This is a genomic window from Variovorax pasteuri, from assembly GCF_051216435.1.
Lineage (GTDB): Bacteria > Pseudomonadota > Gammaproteobacteria > Burkholderiales > Burkholderiaceae_C > Variovorax.
Genome location: NZ_JBPJZS010000003.1, coordinates 1 through 13,979, shown reverse-complemented (window position 1 = coordinate 13,979; position 13,979 = coordinate 1). Strand labels below are relative to the sequence as shown.

Annotated in this window: 13 protein-coding genes; 9 read left to right on the top strand and 4 right to left on the bottom strand. The window is 66.0% G+C overall.

What is annotated here, in order from left to right:
* Positions 1 to 71 precede the first annotated feature (71 nt).
* The 4 genes from ACSFBM_RS13535 to ACSFBM_RS13520 all read left to right on the top strand — a co-directional run bounded on the left by ACSFBM_RS13535 (position 72) and on the right by ACSFBM_RS13520 (position 4,156).
* Complete coding sequence (locus tag ACSFBM_RS13535) at positions 72 to 1,055, top strand: ABC transporter substrate-binding protein (RefSeq protein ID WP_435484813.1); 984 nt, start codon at positions 72 to 74, stop codon at positions 1,053 to 1,055.
* Between the two features lie 70 nt (positions 1,056 to 1,125).
* Positions 1,126 to 1,962, top strand: a complete 837-nt coding sequence (locus ACSFBM_RS13530) for an ABC transporter ATP-binding protein (RefSeq protein ID WP_435484812.1) — start codon at positions 1,126 to 1,128, stop codon at positions 1,960 to 1,962.
* Positions 1,959 to 2,777, top strand: coding sequence for an ABC transporter permease (locus ACSFBM_RS13525; protein WP_435436717.1), 819 nt, complete (start codon positions 1,959 to 1,961; stop codon positions 2,775 to 2,777). Before ACSFBM_RS13530 ends, ACSFBM_RS13525 begins: the two co-directional genes overlap by 4 nt.
* Before the next feature lie 8 nt (positions 2,778 to 2,785).
* Positions 2,786 to 4,156: an FAD-binding oxidoreductase gene (locus ACSFBM_RS13520; RefSeq protein WP_435484811.1), complete on the top strand. Its 1,371-nt coding sequence runs from the start codon at positions 2,786 to 2,788 to the stop codon at positions 4,154 to 4,156.
* A gap of 3 nt (positions 4,157 to 4,159) precedes the next feature.
* Here the strand turns inward: ACSFBM_RS13520 and lnt are convergent, their stop codons facing one another.
* The 4 genes from lnt to ACSFBM_RS13500 form a co-directional block, all read right to left on the bottom strand.
* Complete coding sequence (gene lnt, locus ACSFBM_RS13515; RefSeq protein WP_435484810.1) at positions 4,160 to 5,758, bottom strand: apolipoprotein N-acyltransferase; 1,599 nt, start codon at positions 5,756 to 5,758, stop codon at positions 4,160 to 4,162.
* Positions 5,758 to 6,636 carry an HlyC/CorC family transporter gene (locus ACSFBM_RS13510; RefSeq protein WP_435436714.1) on the bottom strand — a complete coding sequence of 293 codons (879 nt, stop codon included), beginning with the start codon at positions 6,634 to 6,636 and terminating at the stop codon, positions 5,758 to 5,760. The genes lnt and ACSFBM_RS13510 overlap by 1 nt, the downstream gene beginning before the upstream one ends.
* A gap of 99 nt (positions 6,637 to 6,735) precedes the next feature.
* Positions 6,736 to 7,464 carry a GNAT family N-acetyltransferase gene (locus ACSFBM_RS13505; protein WP_435436713.1) on the bottom strand — a complete coding sequence of 243 codons (729 nt, stop codon included), beginning with the start codon at positions 7,462 to 7,464 and terminating at the stop codon, positions 6,736 to 6,738.
* A gap of 108 nt (positions 7,465 to 7,572) precedes the next feature.
* A complete protein-coding gene (locus ACSFBM_RS13500) occupies positions 7,573 to 8,046 on the bottom strand; it encodes an Lrp/AsnC family transcriptional regulator (RefSeq protein ID WP_435484809.1) in 474 nt (157 codons plus the stop codon).
* 156 nt (positions 8,047 to 8,202) lie between these two features.
* Here ACSFBM_RS13500 and hppD point away from each other — a divergent pair, with 156 nt between their 5' ends.
* The 5 genes from hppD to ACSFBM_RS13475 all read left to right on the top strand — a co-directional run bounded on the left by hppD (position 8,203) and on the right by ACSFBM_RS13475 (position 13,839).
* Positions 8,203 to 9,330, top strand: coding sequence for a 4-hydroxyphenylpyruvate dioxygenase (hppD, locus tag ACSFBM_RS13495; protein ID WP_435484808.1), 1,128 nt, complete (start codon positions 8,203 to 8,205; stop codon positions 9,328 to 9,330).
* 32 nt (positions 9,331 to 9,362) lie between these two features.
* A complete protein-coding gene (locus ACSFBM_RS13490; RefSeq protein WP_435484807.1) occupies positions 9,363 to 10,187 on the top strand; it encodes a transporter substrate-binding domain-containing protein in 825 nt (274 codons plus the stop codon).
* Positions 10,188 to 10,210: 23 nt separating this feature from the next.
* Positions 10,211 to 11,086 (top strand): phenylalanine 4-monooxygenase, encoded by an 876-nt coding sequence (phhA, locus tag ACSFBM_RS13485; RefSeq protein ID WP_435484806.1) that lies wholly within the window; start codon positions 10,211 to 10,213, stop codon positions 11,084 to 11,086.
* Positions 11,087 to 11,211: 125 nt separating this feature from the next.
* Positions 11,212 to 12,903 carry an AMP-binding protein gene (locus ACSFBM_RS13480; protein WP_435484805.1) on the top strand — a complete coding sequence of 564 codons (1,692 nt, stop codon included), beginning with the start codon at positions 11,212 to 11,214 and terminating at the stop codon, positions 12,901 to 12,903.
* The gene (locus ACSFBM_RS13475) at positions 12,904 to 13,839 is read left to right on the top strand and encodes an MBL fold metallo-hydrolase (protein WP_435484804.1); all 936 of its coding nucleotides are present in this window, start codon (positions 12,904 to 12,906) and stop codon (positions 13,837 to 13,839) included. It begins immediately after the preceding gene.
* The last annotated feature ends 140 nt before the right edge of the window (positions 13,840 to 13,979 follow it).

Genomic DNA, 13,979 nt, shown 5'->3' with positions numbered 1-13,979 from the left:
CCCGCTTTTTGCATCGCCCCCTTCACCGTTTTCCCTTTTTCAACGTTCCCAGCCTTCGAGAGGTCTACTTCATGCGCTCCTTCGCACTGTCCCTGGCCGGCGCCGCCGCCATCGCCTTCCTTGCCGCGGCGCCCGCGCAGGCCGAAGACAAGTTCACCTACATGACCAACTGGTACGCGCAGGCCGAGCACGGCGGCTTCTACCAGGCGGTGGCGCAGGGCATCTACAAGAAGTACGGCCTGGACGTGACCATCAAGATGGGCGGCCCGCAGGTCAACATCACGCAGATGATGGCCGCCGGCCAGGCCGACTGCATCATGGGTTCGAGCGACATCCAGATGATGCAGGTGCGCGAAGGCGGCGTGCCGGTGGTGAACGTGGCGGCCTTCTTCCAGAAGGACCCGCAGGTGCTGATCGCGCACGACGACGTGAAGAAGTTCGAGGACCTCAAGGGCAAGACGCTGCTCATCGGCGCGCAGGCGCAGCGCGGCTACTGGCCCTGGCTGAAGGCCAGGTTCGGCTTCACCGACGAGCAGACGCGCCCCTACACCTTCAACATCCAGCCCTTCGTGGCGGACAAGAACGCCGCGCAGCAGGGCTACCTGACCTCCGAGCCCTACGCCATTCAAAAGGCCGGCGTGAAGAGCACGGTGCTGATGTTCAGCGACCACGGCTTCCCGGCGTACGCCACCACGGTGTCGTGCATGGAGAAGACGCTGAAGGACCGCAACAAGCAGGTCGCCGCGTTCGTGAAGGCCTCGGCCGAAGGCTGGAAGAGCTATCTGGCCGACCCGGCGCCCGCCAACGCGCTGATCAAGAAGGACAACCCCAATATGACCGACGACCAGCTGGCCTACAGCGTGGCCAAGCTCAAGGAGATGGGAATGATCACCGGCGGCGACGCAGCCAAGCTGGGCATCGGCGTGATCACCGACGCGCGCGCCAAGGCGAGCTACGACTTCCTGGTGACGGCCAAGCTGCTCGACCCCGCGAAGGTGGACCTGGCCAAGACCTACACGACCGAGTTCGTGAAGGACGCCAAGGTCCTGCCCTGACACCCTGGACCTTGTTCAGCCCTGAAACCAGGCGGCCGCGCGTTGCGGCCGTTCTCGAAAGGCCCTTTGCATGAATCGCATCGAACCCCACACGCTGGCACCGCCGCCGGAACTCGCGCCGTCGGTGCCCGCCGTCGAAATTCTCTCGGCCGAGAAGACCTACCCCAACGGCACGCAGGCGCTGCTGCCGGTGGACCTGTCGATCGCCGAGGGCGAGTTCGTCACCTTGCTGGGGCCCTCGGGCTGCGGCAAGAGCACGCTCCTGAAGATGGTGGCGGGCATGCTCGAGCCCAGCGACGGCCGCCTGCTGGTGTGGCGCAAGCCGGTGAGCCAGCTGCACGACAGCCAACGCAAGATGTCGTTCGTGTTCCAGTCGGCCACGCTGATGCCCTGGGCCAGCGTGCAGACCAACGTGCGCCTGCCGCTGGACCTGGCCGGCGTGCCGCGCAAGGAGGCCGATGCGCGCGTCGCGGAATCGCTCGCGCTGGTGGGGCTGGAGAAGTTTGCGAATGCGCTTCCCCGTGCGCTCTCGGGTGGCATGCAGATGCGCGTGTCGATTGCGCGCGGCCTGGTCACGCAGCCCGACCTGCTGCTGATGGACGAGCCCTTCGGCGCGCTCGACGAAATCACGCGCCACAAGCTCGACGCCGACCTGCTCGACCTGTGGCGCAAGAAGAAGCTCACGGTGATCTTCGTGACGCACTCCATTCACGAGGCGGTGTTCCTGTCGAGCCGCGTGGTGATGATGGCCGCGCGGCCCGGCCGCGTGGTGGAGCAGTTCCAGATCGACGAGCCCTATCCGCGCAGCGCCGACTTCATGGTCACGCCCGAGTTCGCGCGCTACGCCAAGAAACTGCAGGACAGCCTGCTGCGCGCCAGCACCACCGAAGAGGAGGCGGCGCCATGAAGCCCGCGAAGAAGCCGAGCCGCCCCCTGCTGAGCCAGCCGCGCGTGCAGCGCGTGCTCTACCCGGTGCTCATCGGCGTGGTGCTGGTGGCGCTGTGGCAATGGATGGTGGTGGCGATGGAGCTGCCGCCCTACCTGGTGCCCTCGCCCTACCTGATGATGCAGACGCTGGTGACCGACTGGGCGCCGCTGGGCAACGCGCTGCTGGTCACGCTGAAGATCACGGTGCTGTCGTTCCTGCTGGCCACGGTGGCGGGCGTGCTGATCTCGTTCCTGTTCGTGCAGAGCAAGCGCATCGAGACCGCGCTCTTTCCGTACGCCGTGCTGCTGCAGGTGACGCCCATCGTGGCAGTGGCGCCGCTGATCATCATCTGGGTGAAGAACCCGGTGGCGGCCATGACGGTGTGCGCGGCGCTGGTGGCGCTCTTTCCCATCATCAGCAACACGACGCTGGGCCTGCGCAGCATCGACCCCGACCTGCAGAGCTACTTCAAGCTGAACCGCGCCACGCGCTGGCAGCAGCTGGTGCGCCTGCGCATTCCGAGCGCGCTGCCCTACTTCTTCGGCGGGCTGCGCATCTCGAGCGGGCTGGCGCTCATCGGCGCGGTGGTGGCCGAGTTCGTGGCCGGCACGGGCGGCTCGGGCGCGGGGCTGGCGTACCAGATCCTGCAGGCGGGCTTCCAGCTGAACATTCCGCGCATGTTCGCCGCGCTGCTGCTGATTTCCCTCACCGGTGTCGCGCTCTTCGTGCTGATGGCCTGGCTCACCAAGGTGGCGCTGGGCTCGTGGCACGCGAGCGAACTTTCCCAGGATTGACCTAGACCATGAACGCTCCCGCTTCCGTCATCGAGCAACTGCTGCTCGAACTCCCCGACCTCGACTGGATCACCGACGAAGGCCGCGTCACGCGGCTGTCGCAAGACTTCTCGTGGTTCAGCCCGGTGCTCACGCGTCAGCTGAAGGACAAGCGCGCCGACGTGGTCGTGCGCCCGCGCACTGAAGAAGAAATCCGTTCGGTGGTCGGCGCCTGCGCACGCCGCGGCGTGCCGATCACCATCCGCGGCAGCGGCACCGGCAACTACGGCCAGACCACGCCGCTGGCGGGCGGCGTGGTGCTCGACATGACGGGCTACAACGCCTGCCTGTGGGTGCGGCCCGGCGTGGCGCGCGCACAGGCCGGCATCCGCCTGGGCGAGCTCGAGAAACAGACCAGGCCTACGGGGCAGGAGATGCGCTGCGTGCCCTCCACCTACCGAAGCGCCACGCTGGGCGGCCTGTTCGGCGGCGGCTTCGGCGGCGTGGGCTCCATCAACTACGGGCCGCTGAGCGCGCCGGGCAACGTGATCGGCATTCGCGCGATGACCATCGAGGCGGAGCCGCAGATGGTCGAGCTGCGCGGCCCCGACGCCATGCGCATGCACCACCTGTGGGGCACCAACGGCCTCGTGCTGGAGCTGGAGATTGCGCTGGCACCCGCGCACCCGTGGCTCGAGACGCTGGTGACCTTCGACAGCTTCGAGAACGCGCTGAACTTCGCGGACAAGCTGGCGAACGCGCCCGGCATCGTGAAGCGCGGTGTCACCTTCTTTGCGGCGCCGGTCGCCGACCACCTGGCGCAACTGGCAGCGCATCTGCCCAAGGGCTGCCACACGGTGCTCTCGCTGGTGGCCGAGTCGAACGAGCCCGCCATGATGCTGCTGGTGGAAGCGCACGGCGGCACGGTGGGCTACCGCAAGACGGCCGCCGAAGTGCAAAAGAGCAACCGCACGCTGATGGAGTTCACCTGGAACCACACCACGCTGCACGCACTGAAGATCGACCCGACGCTGACCTACCTGCAGAGCGGCTTCATTCCCGGCAAGCATGTCGAGCAGATCATCGAGATGGAAAAGCTGCTGGGCGGCGAGGTGATGATGCACGTCGAGTTCCTGCGCAACGTGGGCGGCCTGCTGACCTGCAGCGGCCTGCAGCTGGTTCGCTTCAGCACCGAGGAGCGGCTGAACGAGATCATCGACATCCACCGCGCGCACAACGTGCACATCAACAACCCGCACGTGAACATCGTGGAAGACGGCAAGGCCGGCGGGCCGCTGCCGCCGGAAGTCATCGAGGTGAAGAAACGCTTCGACCCGATGGGGCTGCTGAACCCGGGCAAGCTGCGCGACTGGCCGGTGAAGGCCGCGCAGCCCGCCTGAGCCTCAGCGCCGGCGGCGGCCGAGCACGAAGGCCGCGGCCACGATGGCCAGCGCGAGGATCCACAGCGGCCACAGGCCGAAGGGCGCCACCCAGCGCGCATACGGCGTGAGCCCGCGCCGGCCTTCGACGCTGGCCTCGAGCACACCGCGCGTGAGGCGCGGCAGCGCGTGCGTCACGCGGCCTTCGGCGTCGATGACGACCGTGGCGCCGGTGTTGGTGGCACGCACCATGGGCCGTGCGAATTCGAGTGCGCGCATGCGCGAGATGGACAGGTGCTCGTCGATGGCCACCGAGTCGCCGAACCACGCGATGTTGCTCACGTTGAGCAGGATGGTGGGGGCGGTGGCCTCGTCCTTGAAGTTGGCGCCGATCTCGTCGCCGAACAAGTCCTCGTAGCAGATGTTCGGCGCAATGCGCTGGCCCTGCCACAGGAACTGCGCCTGCGCGAGGCCGCCGCGCGAGAAGTCGCCCAGCGGAATGTTCATCATCTGGATGAACCAGCGAAAACCCATGGGAATGAATTCGCCGAAGGGCACGAGGTGGTGCTTGCTGTACGTGTAGGCCTGCGCGGCGCCGGGCCGGAAGCCGAGCACCGAGTTGCTGTAGGTGCCCTGCCCGCCCATCGGCAGGCCGACGATGGCGGCCTGCGTGCCCTGGCTGTAGCGCGCCTGGATGGCTTCGAGGTAACCCGCCGGCAACTGCTGCGGCAACAGCGGCAAGGCGGTCTCGGGCGTCACCACGAGCGAGGCCTTGGCGTCGCGCAGCTGTTCGCCATACCAGCGCAGCGCGGTCTCGATGCCGCCACCGGGAACGAATTTTTCGTCCTGCGGGATGTTGCCCTGCAGCAGCGCGACCTGGAGCTTGCCGGTCGCGCCCTTGTCGCCTTGCACGTCGCTGCGCAGCGAAGGCACCAGGTGCGGCACGGCGAACACCAGCGCGATGAGCACCAGACCTTGCGCGAACTCGGCGGTGCGAACGGGCCGATGCAGCGCGACCAGGGCCGCGACCAGCGCCGCCGCCGCGCCGATGCCATACACGCCCACCCACGGCGCCAGCGCAGCCAGCGGCCCCTCGACATGCGCATAGCCGCCGGCGCCCCACGGAAAACCCGTGAACCAGCTGCCGCGCACCAGTTCGGCCAGTGTCCACAACGCCGCGAAGACGAGCGCGCCCGTCACCCGCCCCTTGGGGCCGCGCACCACGAACCATGCGGCGGCCGCGGCGTAGTAGAGCCCGAGCGCCGCGGCCAGCGCCACCACGGCGATGACGGCCAAGGGCGCCGGCAACCCGCCGTAGGTGTGCAGGGAAATGAAGAGCCACCAGAAGCTGCCGGTGAGCCAGGTGGTCGAGAAGAGCCAGCCGTGCAGGCTGGCACGGCGCCAGCCCGCGCCTTGCGCGCGCAGGCCGTCGAGCAGCCACACCAGCGCGCCCAGCGACAGGAGCTGCAGCCACCAGAGCGGCCGGCCGTCGGCCGGCCATGCGATGGAGAGCGCCTGTGCCAGCCCGGCCAACCCGAAACCGAGGATGCGGAACCAGGCCGCCTGGGGGGAGGCGGGCACAGCTTGCGCCGCGCGCGCCGTCGCTGCTGCGGGCAGCGGCATCAGTCGGCCGCGTCGCCGCCGCGGGCCGGCGACACCTTGAACCAGCGCACGGCGCCGCCTTTGGTGTGCAGCACCACGAAGTCGAAGCCGCCCATGGCGTGATGCTCGCCGCGCTTGGGCACGTGGCCCATCTCGTGCGCGATGAGGCCGCCGATGGTGTCGAAGTCTTCGCTGAGCTGTTCTTCGTCGAAGGTGATGCCGAAGGCCTCGGCCACGCGCTCGATGGGCGTGTCGCCCGACACCCGGTAGGTGTGGTCGGCCAGGCCGAAGATGTCGCCCTCGTCCTCGGCGATGTCGAACTCGTCCTCGATCTCCCCGACGATCTGCTCGAGCACGTCCTCGATGGTGATGAGGCCGGCCACGCGGCCGAATTCGTCGATGACGATGGCCAGGTGGTTGCGGTTGCCGCGGAACTCGCGCAACAGGTCGTTCAGGCCCTTGCTCTCGGGCACGAAGGTGGCCGGGCGCAGCAACGCGCGGATGTTCAGGCCCGGCGCGCGCTGCAGCTTGAGCAGGTCCTTCGCGAGCAGGATGCCGATGATGTTTTCTTTTTCGCCCTCGTACACCGGAAAGCGCGAGTGCGCGGTGTCGATGACGAGGTGCAGCAACGCGTCGTAGGGCGCATCGATGTTCACCAGGTCCATGCGCGGCGCGGCGACCATCACGTCGCCGGCGGTCATGTCGGCCATGCGCAGCACGCCTTCGAGCATCACGCGCGACTCGGCGCCGATCACCTCGTTGTCCTCGGCGTCCGCCAGGGTTTCGATCAGCTCGTCGCGCGAGTCTGGTCCGGGGTGGATGAATTCGGCGAGCTTCTGCAGAAAGCCGCGTTTGTCTTCCCGTTCAACGGGAGCGCGTTCAGGGTGAGGTTCGGCCACTGCGGGAGGGCTTAGTTGAGGAGGGGCAAGGATAACGGATTGCACATGACCGGCGCCATCGCACGGGCGTCACAAGCCGTTCGGCGCCCCTGCGCGGGCTCAGGAGCCCGATTTTCTGCGTGCGGCGCGCATGCCGCTGCGCACTTCCTGCAGGCTGGCCAGGAAGGACCAGAACTGCTTGGCGCGGCTCTTGAGGGCGAAGTCGACCGCGGCGTAGTGCGCCAGGGCAATTTCGCTCATGCGGCTGTCGAAGGTGGCGCTGGGCAGTTGCAGGTGGGCTTCGGCCTCGGCGCCGCTGCGCACCACGGTCGCGCCGGCGTTGCGGGCGATTTTCAGCATGGCGGCGTTTTCGCTCAGCGCATGAATGAAGAGCATGCCCACGCCTTCGTTGCGGGCCACCACCACGGCGCGCTCGAACAGGCGCGCACCGTAGCCCCGGCCGCGGGCGTGCGCCGAGACGGACACGCCGAACTCGGCGCAGTCGCTGTGCTGGTCGCCGGGCGCGAAGGCCAGGTGCGCCATCGCAATGAGGTCGAGTCGACGGTTGTAGATGCCGAAGAGCTCGTCGCGCTCGAAATCGAGGCCGTCGACGTAGCGCTGCACCTGTTCGTCGGCCGCCGCATAGCCGAAACGCAGGTAGCGGTCGTGCGGGGTCAGGTCGAGCAGGTGGCGCGCGATGCGCTCGCGTTCGCGCGGGCCGATCGAGCGGATCGGCACCATCACGGGTTGAGGCGCGCTGGCGGCGCGTGGTTGCGCTTCAACCATCGGCGCCCTGAGGAAAGAGCCGAGGCCGAGAGACGCTTTGAGGAGGGTCTTGGCGGTGAGCATGGGTCGAATTTAAGGGTTTTCCCTTAATCAACAAGTCCGCAAGGTCAATCGCCGGACACATTCGTGAACCAATGCCGACGCGCGTGGCGCTCGCGCAACCGGATGTGGCTAAACCGGCACAGCTGTGGTGGCCTTGACACGGTCGAGCACGAAGCTGGTCTTGCAGTCCTGCACGCTGGGGTGCTTGAGCAGGGTGTCCATGATGAAGCGGCTGTAGTGGGCCATGTCGGCCACCACCACGCGCAGCAGGTAGTCCATGTCGCCGGTGAGGGCGGCGCACTCCACCACCTCGGGCCAGGTCTGCACGCTGGCGCGGAACAGGTCCATCGGGTTGCGCTTGTGGCTTTCGGTGTGCTTCTCGAGCCGCACGTTGAGGTAGGCGGTGAGCCCCAGGCCGACGGCTTCGGGCTGGACCAGCGCCACGTAGCGGTCGATGACCTTTTGCTCCTCGAGCCGCTTCACGCGGCGCAGCACCGCGCTGGGCGACAGGCTGACCTGCTCGGCGATCTGGTCATAGGTGGCGCGCCCGTCTGCTTGCAGCATGCGCAAAATGAGCCGATCAATCTTGTCTAGTGCTTCCATTCTTCTATTTTTGCAGTTTTACTGCGCCAAGGCCAGGCTGAGCGCCCGGAAACGCAGAAAACCTGAGAGGCATTCGGCCTACATTGCATGACCGGCCGACTTCGCCCCGACGTCGCGCCCTATTCATCGAAACCCCACCTCTTTCGGAGACCGCACATGAGCCATGCCGACGCACCCGCCTTCACCCCCTGGGAGAACCCCATGGGCACCGACGGTTTCGAATTCATCGAGTACGCGGCACCCGATCCGGTCGCCATGGGCAAGGTCTTCGAGCGCATGGGCTTCACGGCCGTGGCCAAGCACCGCCACAAGAATGTGCTGCTGTACCGCCAGGGCACGATCAACTTCATCCTGAACGCGGAGCCCGACTCCTTCGCGCAGAAATTCGCGCGCGAGCACGGCCCGAGCGTGTGCGCCATCGCGTTCCGCGTGCAGGACGCCAAGCAGGCGTACGAGCGCGCCACCTCGCTCGGTGCCTGGGGCTTCGCCGACAAGGCCGGCCCTGGCGAGTTGAACATCCCCGCCATCAAGGGCATCGGCGACAGCCTGATCTACCTGGTGGACCGCTGGCCCGGCAAGAACGGCGCCAAGCCCGGCGACATCGGCAACATCGGCTTCTACGACGTCGACTTCGAGGCCTTGCCCGGCATCGCGCCGGAGCAGGCGCTGTCGCCGTTCGGCAACGGACTGACCTACATCGACCACCTGACGCACAACGTCTACCGCGGCCGCATGAACGTCTGGGCCGGCTTCTACGAAAAGCTCTTCAACTTCCGCGAGATCAAGTACTTCGACATCGAAGGCCAGGTCACAGGCGTGAAGAGCAAGGCCATGACCAGCCCCTGCGGCAAGATCCGCATCCCGATCAACGAAGAGGGCAAGGAACAGGCCGGCCAGATCCAGGAGTACCTGGACATGTACAAGGGCGAAGGCATCCAGCACATCGCCATGGGCTCGGACGACCTGTACGCGACCGTCGACGAACTGCGCGCCAAGGGCGTCACGCTGCTGGACACCATCGACACGTACTACGAACTGGTCGACAAGCGCATCCCCGAGCATGGCGAGAGCGTGGCGGAGCTGCAGAAGCGCAAGATCCTGATCGACGGCAAGAAGGACGCGCTGCTGCTGCAGATCTTCAGCGAGAACCAGCTCGGACCGATCTTCTTCGAGTTCATCCAGCGCAAAGGCGACGACGGCTTCGGCAACGGCAACTTCAAGGCGCTGTTCGAGAGCATCGAGCTCGACCAGATGCGCCGTGGCGTGCTGAGCGCCGCAAAATAAGGCTCCTTCCCTAACTGCTCCAGGAGCCCGGCATGCGCAGCTGCACGTTTTCGATCGGTCTGACTTCCATCGCGGCGGCAGCCGCCGTTCTTTCCGGCTGCGCCATGTCGCCGTCGGCGCCGGTGGCACCGGCGGCCATGCCGCTGGTGGCCGGCTCGCACCTCGATGCCGTGCAGAAGGCCGCGGTGCTTCGCATCTGCACGCCGGGCGACTACAAGCCCTTCAGCTTCCAGAAAACCGATGCCTCGTTCGAAGGCATCGACGTCGACCTGATGACGGGCTTCAGCGCCAGCCTGGGCGCCAAGCCCGATTGGATCAAGACCACCTGGGCCAACCTGCTGCCCGACCTGGCCGCCGGCAAGTGCGACATCGCCGTGGGAGGCGTGTCGGTCACCACGGAGCGGCAGAAGCGCGCCTTCTTCAGCGCGCCCTACATGGTCAACGGCAAGACGCCCATTGCGCGCTGCGCCGACGTGGGCAAATACCAGAGCGTGGCGGCCATCGACCAACCGTCGGTGCGCGTCATCTTCAACCCGGGCGGCAGCAATGAACGCTTCGCCCGCGCCAACTTCAAGCAGGCCAAGCTCACGCTGCACGGCGAGAACGTGACGATCTTCGACGAGATCCTTGCCAACCGCGCCGACGTGTTCGTGACCGAAGCGGCCGAGGCCATCACGCAGCAAAAGCTCAAGCCGGGCCTGTGCGCGGTCAACCCCGACAAGCCGCTGCAGTACGGCGAAATGGCCTGGATGCTGCCGCGCGACGACGTGGCCTTCAAATCGTACGTCGACCAATGGCTGCACCTGCAGCAGGCCGGCGGTGACTTCCAGCGCACGATGGACCGCTGGCTCAAATAACTCTCTAGCGATCGTTTTCATTCATGGACACCCCTGCCGCCGCCGTTGTCACCCCTGCCGTCTATGGCGCTTCGGACCGCCCGCCGCGCGGCGACTACTCGCGCGGCGGCACCGTGCTGGCCGACTACACCTGCCCGCAGGACTGGGCGAGCTACACGCCGGCCGACCATGACACCTACAAGCGGCTCTACGAGCGGCAGGCAGCGCAGCTGCCGGGGCTGGCATGCGACGCCTTCATCAAGGCGCTGCCGTCGCTCGGCGTGAAAGACCGCATCCCGCGCTTCGACGAACTCAACGAGCGGCTGCACCGCGCGACCGGCTGGGAGATCGTGGCGGTGCCGGGGCTGATTCCGGAGCTGCCTTTCTTCACGCTGCTGGCCAACCGCAAGTTCCCGGTGACCGACTGGATCCGCAAGCCCGAGGAGTTCGACTACATCGTCGAGCCCGACGTGTTCCACGACCTCTTCGGCCACGTGCCGATGCTGTTCGACCCGACCTTCGCCGACTACGTGCAGCGCTACGGCGCGGGCGGCATCAAGGCGCACGAACTGGGCGCGGGCGAGAAGCTGGCGCGGCTCTACTGGTACACGGTGGAGTTCGGCCTGATTCGCCAGCCCGACGGGCTGCGCGCCTATGGCGCCGGCATCCTGAGCTCGGTGGGCGAGCTGAAGCATGCGGTGCTCAGCGACGAGCCGCGCCGGCTGCCGCTGGACCTGCTGCGCACCATGCGCACGCGCTACAAGATCGATACGTACCAGGCCAACTACTTCGTGATCGACAGCTTCGCGCAGCTGTTCGACCTGACGGCGCCCGATTTCACGCCGCTGTACGGGTCGCTGGAGGCCGCGAGCGACATCGAGGCCGGGGTGCTGCTGCCGGGTGAGTCGGGCAGGGCCTGATTCTTTTGCCGGGAGTGGTCGCGGCGCAGCTATCGCGAGCGCGACATCCCATGCGCGGTCCCTAGGACAAGCCCGCTGGCGGGGGAGGCACAGTGCCTCCCACAATCCGCGCCAAAGGAGCTTGCATGCAAACATCGGCGCAACACAGTTATCCGGCGGGCGTACCGCTCGAGATCGATCCCGAGCAGTACCGTTCCCTGCCTCACATGTTCGACGAGGCGTTCGGCCGCTATGCCGACCGGCCGTTCTCGGTCTGCATGGAGCGCTGGATGTCGTACGGCGAGCTCGACACGCTGTCGAAGGCGCTGGGTGCCTGGCTGCAGGGGCAAGGGCTCGAGCCGGGCGCGCGGGTGGCGATCATGCTGCCCAACATCCCTCAGTTCGCGGTCACCATGTGCGGCGTGCTGCGCGCGGGCTACACGTGTGTGAACGTGAATCCGCTGTACACGGCCCGCGAGCTGGAGCATCAGTTGAAGGACTCTGGCGCCACGGCGATCGTCATCCTGGAGAACTTCGCGTCGACGCTCGAGAAGGTCATCGAGCGCACGCCCTTGAAGCATGTGGTCGTGACTTCGATGGGCGACCTGCTGGGCGGGCTGTATGGCGCCTGGATCACGACGGCCGTGCGGCATCTGGCGAAGATGGTGCCGGCCTACAAGCTGCCGTTGAGCGACGGGCGCACCGTGACGCCGTTCAACGAGGCGATCTCCGAAGGACGCGGCCGCACGCTGGGTCCCGACCAGAGCACGCTCGATTCGATCGCGTTCCTGCAGTACACGGGTGGAACGACCGGCCTGTCGAAAGGCGCTGTGCTGACGCACCGGAACATCGTCGCGGCCACGCTGCAGGCCGAGGCCTGGTTCACGCCGGCTCTGGCACGTGCCGGGGATTTGGCAAAGGTCAACAGCATCGCGGCGCTGCCGCTGTATCACATCTTCGCGCTGACCCTGTGCCTGCTGGTGATCCGCCAGGGCTCGCATATGACGCTGATTCCGAACCCGCGCGACTTCGACAAGTTCATCGCGGTGCTCAAGAAGCGGCCGTTCCACATGCTGCCGGCGGTGAACACGCTGTTCAATGCGCTGCTCATGCACCCGGAGTTCAAGTCGATCGACTTCTCCACGCTCTTCGTCTCGCAGGCGGGCGGCATGGCCGCCTCGGAAGGCACTGCGCGAAAGTGGTTCGAGGCCACGGGCTGTCCGATGATCGAAGGCTGGGGCATGAGCGAGACCTGCGCAATCGGTACCAACAACCCGGTGTCGAACACGAGCTTCACCGGGACCATCGGCCTGCCGTTGCCGAGCATCGAGATCGCGATCAAGGACGACGACGGGAATTCAGTGCCCGTGGGTCAGTCTGGCGAACTCTGCATCAAGGGGCCCAACGTGATGACGGGCTACTACAACCAGCCTTCCGAGACCGCAGCCGCGTTCACCGCTGATGGCTTCATGCGGACTGGTGATATCGCCGTGATGCAGGAAGATGGCTACAGCCGCATCGTCGACCGCAAGAAGGACATGATCCTGGTAAGCGGCTTCAACGTGTTCCCGAACGAGCTCGAGAATGTGATTTCGCTCTGCCCCGGGGTGGTCGAATGCGCGGCCGTCGGTGTGCCGGACGAGAAGCAAGGCGAGGCCATCAAGGTGTTCGTGGTTCGACGGGATCCCGCGCTCACCGAAGATGCGGTGCTTCAGTATTGCCACTCGCAACTCACTGGCTACAAGCGACCGAAGCACATCGAGTTCAGGGAGTCTCTGCCGAAGACCAACGTCGGGAAGATCCTGCGGCGTGAACTTCGCTCCAGTGCGAGCGCCTGAATGAGCAGCCATCCAGCGGCGAGCGCCGGATTGCCGGCGAATGTCGTGGTGCTCGAGCGGGGCTGGCTGTCGTCGAACAATGTGCTGTTCGTTGGGCGCGAGGAGACGGCAGTGGTCGATACCGGGTACTCGACGCATGCCGAGCAAACGGTGGCACTTGTCGCGTCGGTGCTCGGCGAGAGGCCGCTCCAACGCATCCTGAACACACACCTTCACAGCGATCACTGCGGCGGGAACGCCGCATTGCAGGCGCGCTACCCTGGCGTTCGCACCGACATTCCTCCGGGAGAGGCGCAGCTCGTCGAACGGTGGGACGAAGAGGCCCTGAGTTTTGTGGCGACCGGGCAGGTTTGTCCGCGTTTTGAGCTGACGGGCTTGCTGCAACCGGGAACGGATTGCTTGCTGGGTGACCGGCGCTGGCAGATTCATGCAGCGCCAGGACACGATCCTCACTCGGTCATTCTGTTCGAGCCGGTGTCACGGACGCTGATTTCCGCAGATGCCTTGTGGGAGAACGGGTTCGGGGTGGCATTTCCGGAGTTGGCCGGCGAGCCCTCTTTCGGGGATATGGCGGCCACGCTGGATTTGATCGAGACCTTGGCGCCGCGCCAGGTCATTCCTGGGCACGGCGCAATCTTCGGTGACGTTGAAAGATCTCTCTCGGTGGCTCGTCGCCGACTCGATGGTCTGCGCCGGGCTCCTGTGAAGCACGCTCGCCACGCCATCAAGGTACTGATGAAGTTCAAGTTGCTTGAACTGCAGTCAATCGGTCTTGAGCAGTGGAACGGCTGGCTCAGAAGCACGCCTTATCTTGCGAGCATTCACGCGCGCTTTTTCAGCGGCGTTGAATTGGATTTATTGACAGGCGATATCCTGGGTGAATTGATTGCCGTTGGTGCGGCTTCAATGGACCACTCATTTGTTCATAACGCCTGAGTTCTCAGCATTGCCTTTCAGAGGCGCAAAGCAAAAAACCCCAGTCAAAGCTGACTGGGGTTTTCTGGGCTGTAAGAGCCTGACGATGACCTACTTTCACACGGGAACCCGCACTATCATCGGCGCTGAGTCGTTTCACT

Coding starts and splice junctions, on each gene's coding strand:
- ACSFBM_RS13475 (WP_435484804.1), top strand. CDS start 12,904: ATGAGCAGCCATCCAGCGGCGAGCGCCGGATTGCCGGCGAATGTCGTG.
- ACSFBM_RS13480 (WP_435484805.1), top strand. CDS start 11,212: ATGCAAACATCGGCGCAACACAGTTATCCGGCGGGCGTACCGCTCGAG.
- ACSFBM_RS13505 (WP_435436713.1), bottom strand. CDS start 7,464: ATGCTCACCGCCAAGACCCTCCTCAAAGCGTCTCTCGGCCTCGGCTCT.
- lnt (WP_435484810.1), bottom strand. CDS start 5,758: ATGCCGCTGCCCGCAGCAGCGACGGCGCGCGCGGCGCAAGCTGTGCCC.
- ACSFBM_RS13500 (WP_435484809.1), bottom strand. CDS start 8,046: ATGGAAGCACTAGACAAGATTGATCGGCTCATTTTGCGCATGCTGCAA.
- ACSFBM_RS13520 (WP_435484811.1), top strand. CDS start 2,786: ATGAACGCTCCCGCTTCCGTCATCGAGCAACTGCTGCTCGAACTCCCC.
- phhA (WP_435484806.1), top strand. CDS start 10,211: ATGGACACCCCTGCCGCCGCCGTTGTCACCCCTGCCGTCTATGGCGCT.
- ACSFBM_RS13490 (WP_435484807.1), top strand. CDS start 9,363: ATGCGCAGCTGCACGTTTTCGATCGGTCTGACTTCCATCGCGGCGGCA.
- ACSFBM_RS13530 (WP_435484812.1), top strand. CDS start 1,126: ATGAATCGCATCGAACCCCACACGCTGGCACCGCCGCCGGAACTCGCG.
- ACSFBM_RS13535 (WP_435484813.1), top strand. CDS start 72: ATGCGCTCCTTCGCACTGTCCCTGGCCGGCGCCGCCGCCATCGCCTTC.
- ACSFBM_RS13525 (WP_435436717.1), top strand. CDS start 1,959: ATGAAGCCCGCGAAGAAGCCGAGCCGCCCCCTGCTGAGCCAGCCGCGC.
- hppD (WP_435484808.1), top strand. CDS start 8,203: ATGAGCCATGCCGACGCACCCGCCTTCACCCCCTGGGAGAACCCCATG.